Here is a 16,495-nt window from a genome sequence, read left to right as displayed (position 1 = left end):
GATCATCGCTTATCAGCAGCAAGCGCAATGTTTTTAACACCAGCACCTTTCGCGGCATCCATCACTTTAACAACAGTGCCGTTGTAAGCGTGTTCATCCGCTTGAATAACCAAAGAAGCATCAGGTTGTTCTAGCAACAAGTGCTCTAACGTCGCTTGGACACGTTCAACATCTACGACACGCTTGTCGATGAAAATGTCGTTTGCAGAAGTAATCGCAACAAAGATGCCTGCATCCTTTTGGCTTACTACGTTAGAAGCTTGTGGGCGATTGACTTCCACCCCTGATTCACGAACAAATGAACTGGTCACAATAAAGAAAATAAGCATGATAAAGACAATATCAAGCATCGAAGTAAGGTCTATTTGAGCCTCTTCGTTTTTAGAATGACGTCGACCGAGTCTCATCGTTGACTCCTTAAAGATTTTTCTAATTTCAATTCTAAGCGGTTACATACTTTCGCTAAGCGAGCGTGAACGAACATGCCCGCTAACGCTGCAACCATGCCTGCCATGGTTGGCAGTGTTGCTAACGAGATACCTGAAGCCATCAATTTAGGGTCACTGCTGCCTTGTGTCGCCATAACATCAAAAACAGAGATCATACCGGTTACAGTGCCTAGCAAGCCCAACATCGGGCAAATAGCGACTAACAGCTTAATAAAATTCAAGTTTTGGTTAAGCAAGATACTCGCTTGCCCTAACCAACCTTCACGAATGGCTTTGGCATGCCAAGAAGAGTGATCTTCTCTTTCATGCCATTTCGCTATCCAAGCTTGGCGTTGCTTAGGAAAGTAGAACGCAAGATAAAGCACACGTTCTACCACAAGCACCCAATACACTAGGACGACAGCCGCTAGCCACCACAGGACGAAACCGCCCTGCTCCATAAAGCTTGATAAAGACAGCAGCCAGTCACTCGTTAACCAACTCGCTGGTAATAGAGAACCCGACAAAATATCCATTACGCAGCAGTCCCAACTGGTGAAACAACAGCGTTTGATTCAACGGTCTTTTCAGCCTGCTCAGCAACAAGACCAATACCTTGCTTCTCAAGAATATTGCGAATGTTTTCTGCTTGAGTGCTAAGAATGTTGTGTGCCAGTAGAAGAGGCATTGCCGCAACCAGACCAAGTACCGTAGTTACAAGCGCCATCGAGATACCACCCGCCATAACTTTAGGGTCGCCATTACCAAACTGAGTGATCACTTGGAATGTTTCGATCATGCCGGTTACTGTACCTAAAAGGCCCAACATTGGTGCTAGTGCCGCCAATAGCTTAAGCATCGATAGACCTTTCTCTAGGTGAGTCTGCTCATCAACTACCGCTTCTAAAAGTCGCAACTCTAACGCTTCAACCGTTTGGTTTTGTTCCTTGTTGTACATCGCAAGAACACGACCTAGTGGGTTATCACCCGCTTGCTCAGGGTTCTTAAGTTGCGCGCGAATTTTCTGGCGTGCGATAGCAAGAGAGACACCACGAACTAATGCGATGATTAGACCAATAGCTAGTAGGCCAAGAATCACTTTACCAACCACACCACCCGCTTGTAGACGGTCAGTTAAACTTGGCGTAAGTGCTAATTGCTCTAGCATAAACCCGCGAGAAGGATCGACAACCACGTTAGATACTTCACCATTCGCTAACGAAGAAAGTGACGCTAACGTTGGACCATTTTGTGGTTGCTTAAGGTAAGCGATCGCATCTTCACGCTGAGTGTTCCAGCTAACATAGCCTTGCTCTGTCACAAGACCAATCGAACCTAGTCGGTAAGCGTCAACCTTGTTTGTATTGCCTTCACCATTAATGAATGCAATTTGAGATTTGCTAAGCTCAGAACTCGCTTGGATCTGTTCAACCATGCTCATCCACAAACCGGTCAGCTGTGGCATTGAAGGCAGTGATTTAGCATCAATGATTTGATCAACAGTTGCAGTGTGTTCAGCACGATCAACACTATTCACGGTTGAGCTAAGCTCTGCGCCGAGTTCTTTTGCGTTTTGACGAACGACACCGAACAGCTCGCCTAAGCTACCGGTTTCTAAACGCAGCTTCTCTTCTAAGCGAGCAAGCTTGTTTTCGTTATCACTGAACGTTTGAGTCAGAACATCTGTCGCACCTTGGATAGACGTACGCTTCGCTTCAAGCTGAGCTTTGATCGCTTTCAGTTCTTGTTCTGTCTTTTTGAAATCAGCTTCACGCACTACGTTGTGAGAAGCTTGAGTTCGACTCTCTGATTTTGCTTTATTAACTAGCTGAGCCGTCGTATCTGATGCAGAGAAAGCTGAAAATGAAAGTGATGTAATGCAAAGCAATGCTGCTAATGGCTTTAAGTTCATTACTTAACCTCCGCAACAGTTAAAGAAACAGGTAAAGTAATTAGGCTTGGCGCCGCTTGTTGGCTTGCAATGTCGTAAGCTTTATCTAGCTCAGATTTCATTGAAGAATCTAGCTCTTGCCACTGATTTTGTGTTTGATTCCAAGACCAATATTGGCTGCCATTTAGGTTACGAGCCACCAAAGAGATACGACCTAGGTGCAACACGTCAGCTTCAATCGTTCTGTCGTTGCTCAATGCAACGCGGCCTTGGTAAGCACCGAGCTTGATGCCGTAGTCCATCTCGATTTGGTAAGCTTCCAGGATACGACGATACTTCTCAGCATCACTCACATCAGCACGAGTCATCATTGCTTGTAGCTTTTCTACTCTTTCTAGACGCTGTTCTTTCTTAATCGGCACGTCTTTCTCTACCAACTGTTCAAGACCATCGATCATTTGATACATCAATGGCACAACACCTTGGCGTGTGTATTTGATTTCTTCGATCTGCTCTTCAATGCTTTGAGCTTCTTGGTTTTGGCTCTCAACTAATGCAGCAAGGTGATCGTGATAGATTTCTAGGTTTTTAACTTCTTCTTGCAGACGCTCAATCTCAGCTTGCAGCATTAAAGTCGCTTGTGAGCTTTTATCAATAACCTTTTGGCTCGAAGCCGACGCGTTATTGGTCTTGTTTTGAATTGATTGAGCTTGATCCAAGCTGTTTGCCATAGAAGACGTTGCAACCAAACTGATGGCAAGCGCTAGGCTAGTTTTTAAAAGATTCATAATTGTAGTCATTTACTATAGAAGAAGGTCAAATACATTTTATTGATAAATACTATTATTGATAAGCACTCTCATTATCATTAAAAGTCACTCGCATTACTAGGGATATTTTACTGAATAGCAGAATCACGAAAGGAGAAAGCCGAAACTTTCCCCTTAGTATTTAGGCTAACAATAGTACCCTACTAACAAATTAGTATTTTACCTGTAAAGTCGCCATGTAGTTACGGCCTTCGCCGATTACTACGTCTTCAGCAAATTGGTGGTTTGAAGATGTTGAACCGCCACCCGCTAGGTATTCTTTATCAAATACGTTCTCGACTGTTAGACGCGCTACGAAATCAAGAGAATCGTCGTACTTAAGCGTGTATGCAGCACCCATATCTACACGTGCGTAGCCGTCTTTCTTGAATGTGTTCGCGCTATCGCCGTAACGAGAACCTTCGTAGATAAGACCCAGGTTCACATCAACTTCGTTTGTTGCTGCATAGGTAGACCAAACGCTTGCTGCAAACTCAGGTACGTCTACTGGACGGTTACCTTCATATGTTTCATGGTTCGTGATTTCAGCATCTAAGTACATTGCAGAACCAGACATTGAGAAGCGCTCTGAAATAAAGCCTTGTGCGGCTAGCTCAGCACCACGGTGAACTTGTTCGCCACCTTGTGTCTTCGTCCAATCGCCTGATGAAGTGTCTTCTACATCCATTGAAATGTTTTCTTGGGTAATATCGAATACCGCACCAGAAACGAATAGACGTTCGTCCATCAGTTCCCACTTAGTACCGACTTCGTAAGACACGCCCGTTGCTGCGTCAAGAAGTTCGCCATCGTTGGTGTAGTTGCGGCTTCCGCTAGACACAACACCTTGTGGTTCGAAACTTTCAGAGTAAGAAGCGTAGATACTACCGTTTGATACTGGGTGGTAAATCAGGCCAAGCTTAGGTGCTACGTTTTCTTCTGCAACGCCATCACTTACTTTACGGTCGAAACGAGCACCCGCAAGAACTTGCCATTCATCATTAATAGTAATCAAATCTTGGATGTAGAAGCCCCAAGTATCGTAAGTACTCATCTTACCTAGCGATGTTGGACCCACTGACGGCGCTGGTACTGTTGCATCTGGTGCGTATTCAGCGCTGCTGAAGCGATCCATACCACGGTAATAGCTGTAGCCTAACCAGTTAGCACCGAATAATAGTTGGTGCTCTGTGCCCGCAAGATCAGCGGTTGTTGTTAGATCGACATAAGCTGTTCTGAAACGCCATTTGTCATGACGGTAGTTGCCACCTTGAGTCACGGTTCCTGTACCATCAGGATTCATGTTTGAAAAGCTTGGGTAGCTTTCCATATCAATACGTTCGAAATCTTGGTAGTTGAAACCTGTTTTTAATGACCATGTATCAGTCAGGTTAGCAGCAATATCAAAACCAACGTTCTCAACATCGTTTTCAATCTGTGACCACTGCGCATCCCAGATATGCTTGTCGCTACCCACTCGGTTGCCGTCTAGTGTGTATAGTGCACCAGAATCTACGCTGCCTTCGTCGTTGGTCTTATCGTAGTGAACAGAAACCATTACGTCTTCAGTTACATCGTAATCAACGAATACACCACCAACAAAACGTTCTGTTTGTGGTTCAGTTCCGTCACCGTAAGTTCTCCAAGAGCCGTAGCTTTCTTTAGATAGAATCGCGCGACCACGTAGAGTTTCAGCGTCGTTCAAAGCGCCACTTACGTCTACCGTTGTACGAGAATGGTCATTAGAACCAATATCTTGACTTACACTTACTTGAGTTTCATAAGTTGGTTTTTTAGCTACCATGTTAATCAAACCACCAGGAGCTGACTGACCATAAAGTAGACCTGAAGGACCTTTTACTACTTCAACTCGCTCAAGTAATTCAATAGGTTGACGGTAGTGAGACCAATGTTGCTGGCCATTTTTAAGGAAGCCCGAAGAGCTTTCTACCGAGAAACCACGTAGAGAGAAACGTTCACGGTTACGGCTTGTACCGCCAGCACTTACACTCGCGTCATTCTTAAGCACGTCACCAAGCGTTGTTGCACGCTGTTCATCGATGATTTGCTCATCGATTACTAAAACTTGTCCCGGAGTCTCTAATTGAGTCGCCTCCATGCGCATTGCTGTTGTGTTCGTGTCGGCTTTATAACCGTAGTCACGACCTTCAACAACCATATGCTCGTCTGTTTTTACTGTTTCTGCCAATACTGCTGGTGAAGCTAATACTGCGCCGATCACTAAAGCCAATGGGCTCTTTGAAAACATGTCCTTTACTCCGCTTTTATTCTTTTAGACGAACACTTTGTTATTTATTCGATGTGTTCGCTGAACCGTTGCCGGTACCACTGAATTATTTCGGGAGTGAATATAAGTGATAACTATTACCATTTGCATTAAATTTACATTCTTTGCATTCGTAAAGTTTTGTAAAGGCCTGTCGGTGAGTCATATTTGAGGAGTTCAACAAAACCATTCAATACAAATAGTTAAGGCTCATGGACGTAAATCGACTGGTTATCTTCACCGAATTTTTTGAAACAACGGTATTTGTTCAGTCAATTGAAGACGTGAAGATTGATAAGAAAATCATCTCTTCTTATTTACTACCTTTGAAACGACAAATTTATGTATAAAACCCTCGATAGATGTAAATTAATAGTGAATTATTTTGTTTTTATTTGTTTAGTTTACATAATTATCAGTGATTTTGATCACATCTATAATTCCAAACTCATTTTTTGTTTTTCGAATTGATTATCCGACTGCTAATCTCCTGCTCACTTTGAAAAGGTATCAAAGTTATAAATAATAAGGAGTGTTCTAAATGAATACCAAGAAACCTATGTCTCTGACTGGTCGAGTAATCCTCGGTATGGTCGTAGGTATATTAACGGGATTCGCCATTCAATCCCTTTTTGCAGACAACGGATTTGTTAACAACTACATCGTTAACGGACTCTTTGAAGTGGGCGGACAAATCTTTGTCGCCAGTTTAAAAATGCTTGTTGTGCCTCTAGTCTTCGTTTCACTAGTGTGCGGTACAAGTTCTCTTAAAGACTTATCAACTCTTGGCCGTATGGGTGGCAAAACGCTTGCACTTTATATCGGTACTACTGCCGTTGCCATCACTCTAGCATTAACTATCGGTAACCTGTTCCAACCTGGAGCTGGTGCGGATCTTACTGCTGCGAGCTCTTTCAAATCAGCGGATGCCCCTTCTCTGGGCCAAGTAATCATCGACATGTTCCCAACCAACCCTATTCAGGCGATGGCTGAGGGCAAAACGTTACAAGTTATCGTATTTGCAGTGTTGTTTGGTATCGCAATCAGTGCAGCGGGCAAACCCGGTGAACGTATCGCTGCAGTTTTCTCTGATCTAAACGAAGTGATCATGAAGCTAGTTGCGCTACTAATGAACCTTGCTCCTTACGGCGTATTCTTCTTGATGGCGAAACTGTTCTCTGGCCTTGGCTTAGGTGCAATTTGGAACCTAGCAGAATACTTCTTAGTGCTTGCTGGTACCCTGCTGTTGCATGGCTTGGTGACTTACAGTGCGATGCTTAAAGGATTCACAGGTCTTAGTCCGATTACGTTCCTACGTAAGATGGAAGATGCAATCATGTTTGCATTCTCAACAGCATCTTCGAACGCAACAATTCCAGTAACTATGGAAACGGCTAAGAACCGTATGGGCGTAGACAACAAAGTCGCTTCTTTCACAGTACCACTAGGTGCAACTGTGAACATGGACGGCACTGCAATCATGCAAGGTGTTGCGACGGCGTTTATCGCGCAAGCGTACAACATCGACCTTTCAATGGGTGATTACCTAATGGTTATCCTAACGGCGACACTGGCGTCTGTTGGTACTGCAGGTGTCCCTGGTGTTGGTCTTGTTATGCTAGCGATGGTATTGAACCAAGTTGGCCTGCCGCTTGAAGGTATTGCTCTAATCATGGGTGTTGACCGCCTTCTTGATATGATTCGTACCGCTGTAAACATCACAGGTGATAGTGCCGTATCTATCATCGTTGCTAAGTCTGAAGGCGCTCTAGACGAGTCTCGCTTCAACGACCCAGCAGCAGGTGAGAAAGAAGAAGAAGTTAAGCTAGCTCGCCAACAGGCATAGTCTCGCTTATCTTATGCTCTTGTCTTCAAGCTCAGGCGTAATTAATGGCTACGCCTAGCCCATACCAAAGCGCATAAAGAAAAACGCCACTGCAGATGCAGTGGCGTTTTTATTGGGTATCGCTTAAGTCAGTACTACTGAGTTGGGACAGTTATCAATTTAAGGTAATTATCAATAGGGAAAGCTAATCACCGATTGGGAACATCAAGTTCACTCTCAGCCCCCCACCTTCTCTATTCTCAGCAGTTACATGTCCATTCATCACACCCATCGCTTCTTTAACAATCGCAAGGCCCAGACCGTAGCCACCAGACCGTTTGTCTCTTGCTGATTCAATACGAGTAAACGGGTCGAATATACCTGCAATCTTGTTATCGGGAATACCGTCACCGTCATCTTCTACAGATATTACACTGTAACGTCTATCCATTACCTGTTCGTATGTCGTCACGACCACATGAGCGTTCTCACCCGCGTATTTAATGGCATTCCCGACCAAGTTACCAATGACTCGAAGCAGTAGCCTCTCATCAACGTTCACCATTGATATCGGCGTCTCTAGGGAACCAATCAAAGTTTGATTCGGTTTTAAATCGTTTTGCATCTGCGCGATCAACATTGAACAATAGTGCTCAAGGTGCATTAAACTTAACTTGGAGTCATAGCGAGAGGTTTCTAAGCGGCTAAATTCAAGTATCTCACCCACCAGCTTATTCATCTCTTCTGTTTCATTTTCCATTCGTTCTAGCAAACCAATGCTTTTATCATCAACCTTGCTGCGCAGCAGGTGTAGTGCGAGGTTTTGCCTTGCTAATGGTGTTCTTAACTCGTGTGAGACATCACGAATCAAACAACGTTGCTTTTCAGCCAGAGATTTAATCTCAAAGGTCATATAATCAAAATCGTGTGCAAGCTCGTTGAATTCACGCGTGGTGGAGTTCAACTCCGACACCACACTGACCGTGAAGTCACCTTGAGCCAGTCTGCGGCTCGCTTCTCTCAATCTATCCAACGGTTGCTGAAGGCTTTTGGCCATGATAATCGAGAACAGAGACAATACGACCAATGCAATCAATGCTTTAAGCATATAGGAATATGGCGCAAAAGATTTTGCGGGATGAAACTGGTGCGGTAGTTGGATAACCAGTGTTTTACCGTTATCCAGTGGTAGGCCGAAGATCGGCTTACTCACACGATCACTAAGTTGGTGATCTAACGTTCTTAAGTATTTGAGCTTAAATTCAAAATGTGGGTGCATGTGACGATGTGTGATCGGACGATTGTCTTTATCAATTACGAACAGATAATACTGCTGAGCATTACCCCAGTCCGCGAGTTCATCCATGTCCCCTTCTTCGATCAACACATTCGCTTGGTAAGCAAGGTCGAGCATTTCCGCTTTTACCGATTCTGGGACTTTAAGCAGCGCTTTCATCAAGGCTCTTTCAGCGACACCTTGCAGGATCAAAATACTCACCAAAATGACGGTCAGGTAACTGAACAGTTGGAAAGTGAGTCCGTCTTTACGCTTAGCAATAAAATCAGGGCAACGCAGCAGTTTTTTACTCATGCTCCGACCGACTCTAGGTAACTGTAACCTTTACCACGAACGGTTTTTATATGTTGTTTAGACAAACCTGCCTGAACGAGCTTTCTACGTATATTGCTGATATGCATATCTAAATTACGATCGAAGGGACACAATTCTTTCTTGAGTACATGGATTTGCAGATCAGATTTTGAGACGACAATACCGTCATTTTTGACCAAATAATCAAGCAAGTCTTTTTCAGTGCCAGTTAATGGCAAACGAGAGAGTTGTTCACACAAGCCGTGATTAGAGGAAGCTAAAGATTGTCTCTGACGCTCAAAGCCCACTCGGCGTAAAATCACCTTTATACGAGTCAGGAGCTCAGGAACATTGAAAGGTTTAGCGATGTACTGGTCGGCGCCTGCTTGGTAGCCATCGAGCATTGAGGCATCGTCGTTAAGCGCGGTTAGCATAAGAATGGGAGTAGCAAAACGCTGACAAATACGTCTTGCTACTTGAATGCCGCTTAGGTTCGGAAGCATTACATCGAGTAGAACCAAATCGACAGGGTGAGATTGAATAAACTCAAGCGCGGATTCACCGCAATGAACAGTATCAACGTGATACCCCTCATTTTCTAACACTTCACCCAGTAATTCACACAACTGAATATCATCATCAACAACTAAAACGCGAGACATTACACATACCGATAAATAAGAACTGTTTGCATTCTAATTATCGTTATTATTGATTTCAATTATAAAGTGCCCGATTTCCTCTATAGAAGAAAATCTTTTTCAATCGGTACAAATTTTGATGCAGAATCGATAAGATTTTGAGCAGTTAACCCGGGAACACCATACACTTCAACAGGCTTGCCAAAGCGCTCTTTGATTCGCTCTACAAGGATTTCGAAATCACCGTCTCCTGATACCAAAACAATCGTATCAACCGTCTCAGCAAGTTCTATCGCGTCTAACGCAATACCCACATCCCAATCGCCTTTTGCACTGCCATCTCGACGCTGAATAAACGGCTTTAACTTCACATTAAAGCCCACACCACGAAGGATATGATGAAATTGACGCTGCTTTGGATCTTGGCTTGAGATTGCGTAAGCATTAGCTGCAATAACGTTACGCCCTTCCGTGGCAACATACCAAAACTGGTTATAGTCGAAGTTAGAACGGTATTTGTCGCGCGTCGTGTAGTAAACGTTCTGAACGTCGACCAAAATTGCTATGTTTTCCATAAATTCATACCTTTAGATTTTCCGTATACCCTATTCTATTCAATTGTAAAATGCGAGTCGCTTTACTCAATAAAAATGAACCTGCCAGCTATCGTTAACGTAAATCTAATATCTTTAGCGTAAAGCTAAGTGTCTTTACGTAATCCTAACTATGCTTATTGTAAGTGGATTTGTTTTGAGCGTTTCTTAGGTGGTTCTGATCTTCACCTTCTTCTTTACGTAGCGTTCAAATCGTACTCAGGCTTAGAGTTTTTAAAGGGAGGTTGGCAATGCTGCACCGACAAACACACAATTCGATCGTAAGCATCGACACAACCAAAGCGATGCAAACTTTAAATCAACCATCAAACTCTGGTAGCTGGTTTAGTTTGCTTAAACTACTGACCATCAGCACGGTAATAATCATGAGCTTAACCATCAATTCAGTACTCGCCTACCCCGCTTATTCTCACTCAAAGCCTTTGCCACACCGCAGTGTGATTTATTTCGCTCCAAAGGAAGATTCAATCGTTAAAGAGTTTCTGAATGAAGTGTTGCTCAATAACTGTCAATTGGACGAACGAGATGTCGTCATTATGGTTATTGCTGAGAGTGGTTACACAGTCCCAACTTGGTTAGAAGAAGAGTTTAACTTAGAAGCAGTCACCAGTATTTACGAGATCCCGAAAGGATCACATACCGCTGTTTTGATTGGTAAAGACGGGAAAGAGAAGCACCGATGGAGTGGCAAAACAGATTGGAAACAGATCACCAATATCATTGACGAAATGCCGATGCGCCAACAAGAAATGCAGCGACAAGGCAGCCGCTGCAGTATTTGATTCTTGATGGACTCAGTAGTGGCTTAGAGATCCAATTAGAAGGTCAAACGATCAAGCTTGTTTGTTAAACCAAGCAAGTTTTTCATGGAGCTGAGCCACGCTGCCTACAACAATCAGCGCTGGGCTCTTTGCGACGCTCGCAAGGTCAGCTAAATCACGTAACCCACCTCTAAACACCTTTTGTTCTTGGCGTGTACCGTTTTCGATGATCGCAACTGGCATGTCAGCTCGCATACCATTATCGAGTAGATTCTTCTGAATGTTCGGACTCTCTTTCAAGCCCATGTAAAACACGATGGTATGGTTGTGCTGAGCAAGAGATTGCCAGTCAATATCTTCGCCATCTTTCTTCAAGTGACCTGTAATAAACTGCACGCTTTGTGCATGATCACGGTGCGTCAACGGAATGCCCGCATAAGCCGTTGCTCCGGCAGCAGCTGTGATGCCCGGAATCACTTCAAATCTCACGTCATTCTCAGCTAACGTTTCACACTCTTCACCACCACGACCAAAGATAAACGAGTCACCACCTTTTAGACGCACTACGTGTTTGTTCTCTTGAGCTTTGGTCACTAATAGTTGGTTGATCTGATCTTGCGGTACGCAGTGATGATCGAGCTTTTTGCCCACATACAACATTTCTGCTTCTGGATTAGCCATCGCCAAAATATCTTTTGATACCAAGCGGTCATAAACCAACACGTCTGCTTGTTGAATCACTCGTGCGGCTTTTAGCGTAAGTAAGTCTGGGTCGCCCGGACCTGCACCTACCAATGAAACAAATCCTTTGTTTACTTCTTTAACATTCGATGACGATACTTCTGACATGCTGCGCTCCGAAGGTTTGCTTGTTTTATCTCAAGCTTAAATCTATGTGATAAGTCACTGTATTGATGATGACTTATCCAAATCCTTAACCCTTAGACTATCAGGTGTTGATATAAATATTCAGTCTAAATACTAACGAAGATAGAAGTAATTATAACAAAACAGTCTATTGCGAGTAATTTGCGCAATGATATAAGGGCTTTCGAACTAAAAAAGCCCCAAACATGTTGTTGGGGCTCTTAATCTCATACTAAATTACGTTTCACCCTACTGAGGATTACTTAGCACCTAGAGAAGGCGCAGTTTTAGCGTGAGTTAGGTATAGAGGAACACACGTCATTAATAGACCACCAACGATGTTACCTAGGATTGTTGGGATAAGGTTGAAGTTCAACCATGTCGCAATACCGAAGTCAGCGCCAAGAATCATACCCAGTGGGAATAGGAACATGTTTACTACTGTGTGCTCAAATACGAGTGCGAAGAAGATGAAGATTGGGAACCACATCATTGCTACACGGCCAGATACTGTGCGTGCAGTCATGTTGCCAATCACACCTAGACATACCATAAGGTTACAGAAGATACCGCGTACGAAACACGTGATCCATCCGTCCATACCCATGTTTTCAAAACCTAGGCTACGACCTGTAGAAACAGCAATGAACTTTTGAGCAACAGCGTTTGGTTCTAAAGAGAAGTTACCCGTTAGTGATACTGCAACAAGGAAAGCAACAATCAAAGAACCGATAAGGTTACCAAGACCAACAATACCCCAACAACGTAGGATACGACCCCAAGTAATACCTGGGCGGTTGTCGAATTTCGCTAAAGGTGCAAGGCCGAATACGCCAGTTACTAGGTCATAACCCATTACACTTAGAATGACGAAGCCAACTGGGAACACAAGTGCGCCAACAAGGCCAATACCGGTTTGAACCATTGCTGTAATAGCAACAACAACCGCTAGAGAAAGGATGATACCAGCCATAGTGCTTCGAATCAGAAGATCGCGAGTACTTGTTTTCGTTTTCGCTTCACCCACATCAATCATCGTTTGAACGAATTCAGCTGGTTTGTAATCAGGAGACATAAGGTTGTCCTTAAAAAGTTTAAATTAAAAGTTAAAATTGGATAGGAAAAGGCTCTAGTTGCCGAGTTAAGGCAATATCGAGAACTAGAACCCTTGAACTATCAAATCTTACTCATCCGAAGATTAAGCAGAGATTTCTACAGCGCCTTTGGCAACACGAGCTTTGTACGCTTTCACGTTGAAGTTCTCGTCTTCCATGCACACACCTGTTGCTAGGTTAAAGCGTTGCTTCTTAAGTGGGCTTGCTACCCAAAGCTCTTCTTTGTGCTCAACAATCAAGCCACGTGATAACACGTTTGACTGGAAGTAAGGGTCTGTGTTGCTAATCGCGAATACTTCTTCAGCTTTCGTTGGGCGGAATACAGCTACTTGCTCACCACTAACCAACGCACAAACACCTGTACCTGGGATAATGTCTTCGATCTTACAAACTTTGGTAAATGCCATGATGTCGTCTCCCCTTAAACAGATTCTACGTGAATGATGTCGCCCTGATGCTTTGAAGTAATGGCTTCAGGGTGTTTCTCAGTGAATGTCGCAGGACGGTGTTGTTCACGACCATCTTCAACAAACACAACGTTATCATCGCGGTCATCAGCATTGATGAAGTGTGCAAAGCGCTTAAGTTGAGCTTCGTCGTTGATTGTATCTGTCCATTCACAAGCGAAGTTATCAACTAGGCCAGCAATGTCAGTTTCAAGTTGGTCATTGATACCAAGCTTGTTGTCTACAATCACTTCACGTAGGTAATCAACACCACCTTCTAGGTTGTCCATCCATACCGAAGTACGTTGTAGTGGCGCAGCCGTGCGGATGTAGAACATCATGAAACGGTCGATGTACTTGATTAGCGTTTCTTGGTCTAGGTCGCTTGCCAGTAAGTCTGCGTGACGGGGTTTCATACCACCGTTACCACATACATACATGTTCCAACCTGCGTCAGTCGCAATAATACCTAAATCTTTACCTTGAGCTTCAGCACACTCACGAGTACAGCCAGACACACCAAACTTCATCTTATGAGGAGTACGGATGCCTTTGTAACGGTTCTCGATCATCACGCCTAGGCCAACTGAATCTTGAACGCCGTAACGACACCAAGTAGAACCTACACATGTTTTCGCCATACGAAGTGCTTTTGCGTAAGCTTGACCCGTTTCGTAACCTGCAGCGATTAACTTCTTCCAGATTGCTGGTAAGTCATCTTTCTGAGCACCAAATAGGCCGATACGTTGTGCACCTGTGATCTTGGTGTACAAGTTGTATTCAGCAGCAACATCAGCAAGAACGCTTAGTGCTTGAGGTGTTACTTCACCACCCGCCATACGAGGGATTACAGAGTAAGTACCGTCTTTTTGCATGTTACCTAGGAAGTTGTCGTTGGTATCGTGCAGCTTCACTAATTCAGGCTTAAGGATGTGTTCACCCCAGCAAGAAGCAAGGATAGAACCTGCTAGAGGCTTACATACTTCACAGCCGTAGCCTTTACCATATTTCTCTAATAGCTCATCGAACGTTTTGATTTCTTCGATGCGAATTAGGTGGAAAAGCTCTTGGCGAGAGTATGCAAAGTGCTCACACACGTCGTTCTTCACTTCAACACCAGCTTTAGCAAGTTCAGCGTTTAGTACTGAAGTCACTAGTGGAATACAACCACCACAACCAGTACCTGCGCCTGTTACTGCTTTGATATCACCGATTGTGTGGTGACCTTCAGCAACCGCTTGAGCGATCTTGCCTTTAGTCACATCGAAACAAGAACAGATAACAGCAGACTCAGGAAGAGAATCCGCGCCAAGTGTTGGCTTTTCAGCACCAGCATGAGCAGGAAGAATCAATGCATCTGGGTGTTCTGGTAGGTCGATTTCGTTCAGCATAAGCTGTAGAAGATCACCGTAGTCAGAGGTGTCACCAACCATTACTGCACCAAGCAGCTTCTTGTTGTCTTCAGAAACGATTAGACGCTTGTAAACTTCTTGTTCTTCGTTTTGGTAAACGTAGCTCTTACAGCCAGGAGTACGACCGTTCGCATCGCCGATAGAGCCTACTTTCACGCCCAAAAGCTTAAGCTTCGCAGACATGTCAGCACCTTCAAATGTGCTTTCGTTACCAACAACGTGGTCAACCGCTACCGTTGCCATTTTGTAACCTGGAGCCACTAGGCCGTAGAACGTTTGGTTCCAAGACGCACACTCACCGATTGCGTAGATGTCTTTGTCTGTCGTTTGACAGTGATCATTAATCTCGATACCGCCACGTGGTGCAATACCCAGCCCCATTTGACGAGCAAGTTTGTCTTGTGGGCGAATACCAGCAGAGAATACGATGAAATCAGTTTCTAGCTCTGTACCGTCTGCAAAGCGCATTACGTTACGAGCTTCAGTGCCTTCAGGAGCAATCTCAAGCGTGTTCTTACTTGTATGTACGTTAACGCCCATACGTTCGATTTTTTGACGAAGTTGGTTACCACCCGCTTGGTCAAGCTGCTCAGCCATTAGCTTTGGAGCAAACTCAACAACGTGCGTGGTTACACCAAGAGCTTTTAGTGCGCCTGCAGCTTCAAGACCAAGCAAACCACCACCAACAACCACACCAGATTTAGAATTCTTAGCGGTTGCTTCGATAGCTTTCAAGTCTTCGATTGTGCGGTAAACGAAACAGTCTTTACCTTCGTTACCTTTGATTGGCGGAACGAATGGGTATGAACCTGTAGCAAGGATTAGCTTGTCGTATTGAATTTCACGACCAGTACTTGAGTAAACTGTTTTCTTTTCACGGTTAACGTTAATAGCACGCTCACCGATCAGCATGTTGATGCCGTGTTTCTCGTAGAAGCCTTCTTTAACTAAAGAAAGTTCGTCCGCAGTATGGTGTGAAAAGTAAGAAGAAAGGTGTACACGATCATAGGCTACGCGAGGCTCTTCACAGAAGACTGTGATGTCCATGTTAGCAACGTCTGTCTTCTCGACTAAATCTTCGATATAGCGATGGCCGACCATCCCGTTACCGATTACGACTAGCTTCATCTTGCTCATAAGAATTCCTGAAGGTTATATATTTCTTAACTGAGCGAATAATGAATTATGAAAGAAAATGAAAATATGATGTAAATCAATTACGAAATCGAACTACCCTAAAGGGGTAGGACAAAAGAGGTAGATCTGCTGATTTATCATACGAAGCAAACTAATAACCGTAGGTTTAATAAGGTTTAGCGGGGTTTTATATACACTTTCGTGCAGTAGATAAGATGTTGTAAAGTTTCACAATAGGTTAGCAGTAACACAAGTAAATGACAATCATTTTCATTTGTGGTCATAATAAGTGTAATAACTCATGAAAGCGTTACAGGATCATGAGCAACTATGTATAAATATGAAGAATTTAATGACGCAAAAGACAGTCGCCCTTTTCCATTCCCCACTCATTCCACTCACAAACGGCGCAATTGGTTAACAGATGCTGTTGGTTGTTTAGCAAATGATAGGTTTACATAAGGAAAAGACCGGCACAAAAGTGATCTGATATAGCTTGTTCCTAGTGGTGCTACTGATTAGAGAGCATACGTGGAAGTTTGAACATAGCATGAGGGTTTAGAATTTCAGATAGCAAAAAGGCCAGCATTTCTGCTGGCCTTTCAACTTTGAATAGTGGAGGCGCCTCCCGGAGTCGAACCGAGGTCCACGGATTTGCAATCCGCTGCATA

The 16,495-nt window shown here is 43.8% G+C and carries 14 protein-coding genes; 2 read left to right on the top strand and 12 right to left on the bottom strand.

The features are described 5' to 3' along the window. Positions 1-2: 2 nt before the first annotated feature. The 5 genes from AB6E52_RS05790 to AB6E52_RS05770 form a co-directional block, all read right to left on the bottom strand. Positions 3-407, bottom strand: a complete 405-nt coding sequence (locus tag AB6E52_RS05790) for a biopolymer transporter ExbD (RefSeq protein ID WP_004739212.1) — start codon at positions 405-407, stop codon at positions 3-5. Next, positions 404-964, bottom strand: coding sequence for a MotA/TolQ/ExbB proton channel family protein (locus AB6E52_RS05785; RefSeq protein ID WP_010429842.1), 561 nt, complete (start codon positions 962-964; stop codon positions 404-406). Before AB6E52_RS05785 ends, AB6E52_RS05790 begins: the two co-directional genes overlap by 4 nt. Next, on the bottom strand, positions 964-2,340 hold the full coding sequence (locus AB6E52_RS05780) for a MotA/TolQ/ExbB proton channel family protein (protein WP_017062549.1): 1,377 nt from the start codon (positions 2,338-2,340) through the stop codon (positions 964-966). The genes AB6E52_RS05785 and AB6E52_RS05780 overlap by 1 nt, the downstream gene beginning before the upstream one ends. Beyond that, the gene (locus AB6E52_RS05775; RefSeq protein WP_017062550.1) at positions 2,340-3,107 is read right to left on the bottom strand and encodes a DUF3450 domain-containing protein; all 768 of its coding nucleotides are present in this window, start codon (positions 3,105-3,107) and stop codon (positions 2,340-2,342) included. The genes AB6E52_RS05780 and AB6E52_RS05775 overlap by 1 nt, the downstream gene beginning before the upstream one ends. Before the next feature lie 193 nt (positions 3,108-3,300). Next, positions 3,301-5,397, bottom strand: coding sequence for a TonB-dependent siderophore receptor (locus AB6E52_RS05770; RefSeq protein ID WP_102320785.1), 2,097 nt, complete (start codon positions 5,395-5,397; stop codon positions 3,301-3,303). Between the two features lie 559 nt (positions 5,398-5,956). Between AB6E52_RS05770 and AB6E52_RS05765 the strand changes: the two genes are divergently transcribed. Next, the gene (locus AB6E52_RS05765; protein WP_017062553.1) at positions 5,957-7,261 is read left to right on the top strand and encodes a dicarboxylate/amino acid:cation symporter; all 1,305 of its coding nucleotides are present in this window, start codon (positions 5,957-5,959) and stop codon (positions 7,259-7,261) included. 184 nt (positions 7,262-7,445) lie between these two features. On the opposite strand, the gene AB6E52_RS05760 is transcribed toward AB6E52_RS05765, so the two are convergent. The 3 genes from AB6E52_RS05760 to AB6E52_RS05750 form a co-directional block, all read right to left on the bottom strand. Continuing rightward, complete coding sequence (locus AB6E52_RS05760) at positions 7,446-8,831, bottom strand: sensor histidine kinase (RefSeq protein ID WP_017064547.1); 1,386 nt, start codon at positions 8,829-8,831, stop codon at positions 7,446-7,448. After that, positions 8,828-9,493, bottom strand: a complete 666-nt coding sequence (locus AB6E52_RS05755; RefSeq protein WP_017062555.1) for a response regulator transcription factor — start codon at positions 9,491-9,493, stop codon at positions 8,828-8,830. Before AB6E52_RS05755 ends, AB6E52_RS05760 begins: the two co-directional genes overlap by 4 nt. A gap of 80 nt (positions 9,494-9,573) precedes the next feature. Further along, positions 9,574-10,047 (bottom strand): NYN domain-containing protein, encoded by a 474-nt coding sequence (locus tag AB6E52_RS05750; RefSeq protein ID WP_010429860.1) that lies wholly within the window; start codon positions 10,045-10,047, stop codon positions 9,574-9,576. A gap of 323 nt (positions 10,048-10,370) precedes the next feature. On the opposite strand from AB6E52_RS05750, the gene AB6E52_RS05745 reads away from it, so the two are divergent. After that, entirely contained in the window at positions 10,371-10,868 is a 498-nt protein-coding gene (locus AB6E52_RS05745) for a DUF4174 domain-containing protein (protein ID WP_050546503.1), read from the top strand. Positions 10,869-10,919: 51 nt separating this feature from the next. Here the strand turns inward: AB6E52_RS05745 and cobA are convergent, their stop codons facing one another. The 4 genes from cobA to nirB form a co-directional block, all read right to left on the bottom strand. Then, entirely contained in the window at positions 10,920-11,696 is a 777-nt protein-coding gene (gene cobA, locus AB6E52_RS05740; protein ID WP_017071487.1) for a uroporphyrinogen-III C-methyltransferase, read from the bottom strand. A 277-nt stretch (positions 11,697-11,973) separates the two neighbouring features. After that, positions 11,974-12,789 (bottom strand): formate/nitrite transporter family protein, encoded by an 816-nt coding sequence (locus tag AB6E52_RS05735; protein WP_017062558.1) that lies wholly within the window; start codon positions 12,787-12,789, stop codon positions 11,974-11,976. 123 nt (positions 12,790-12,912) lie between these two features. Continuing rightward, positions 12,913-13,236 (bottom strand): nitrite reductase small subunit NirD, encoded by a 324-nt coding sequence (gene nirD, locus AB6E52_RS05730; RefSeq protein ID WP_102320784.1) that lies wholly within the window; start codon positions 13,234-13,236, stop codon positions 12,913-12,915. Between the two features lie 14 nt (positions 13,237-13,250). Then, complete coding sequence (gene nirB, locus AB6E52_RS05725) at positions 13,251-15,824, bottom strand: nitrite reductase large subunit NirB (RefSeq protein WP_017062560.1); 2,574 nt, start codon at positions 15,822-15,824, stop codon at positions 13,251-13,253. Positions 15,825-16,495 lie beyond the last annotated feature (671 nt).

The sequence above is a fragment of the Vibrio sp. 10N.247.311.13 genome, from assembly GCF_041467595.1.
GTDB classification, from domain to species: domain Bacteria; phylum Pseudomonadota; class Gammaproteobacteria; order Enterobacterales; family Vibrionaceae; genus Vibrio; species Vibrio crassostreae_C.
Note: the sequence above shows the minus strand (reverse complement) of the source record. Positions and strands in the feature narration are given on the sequence as shown.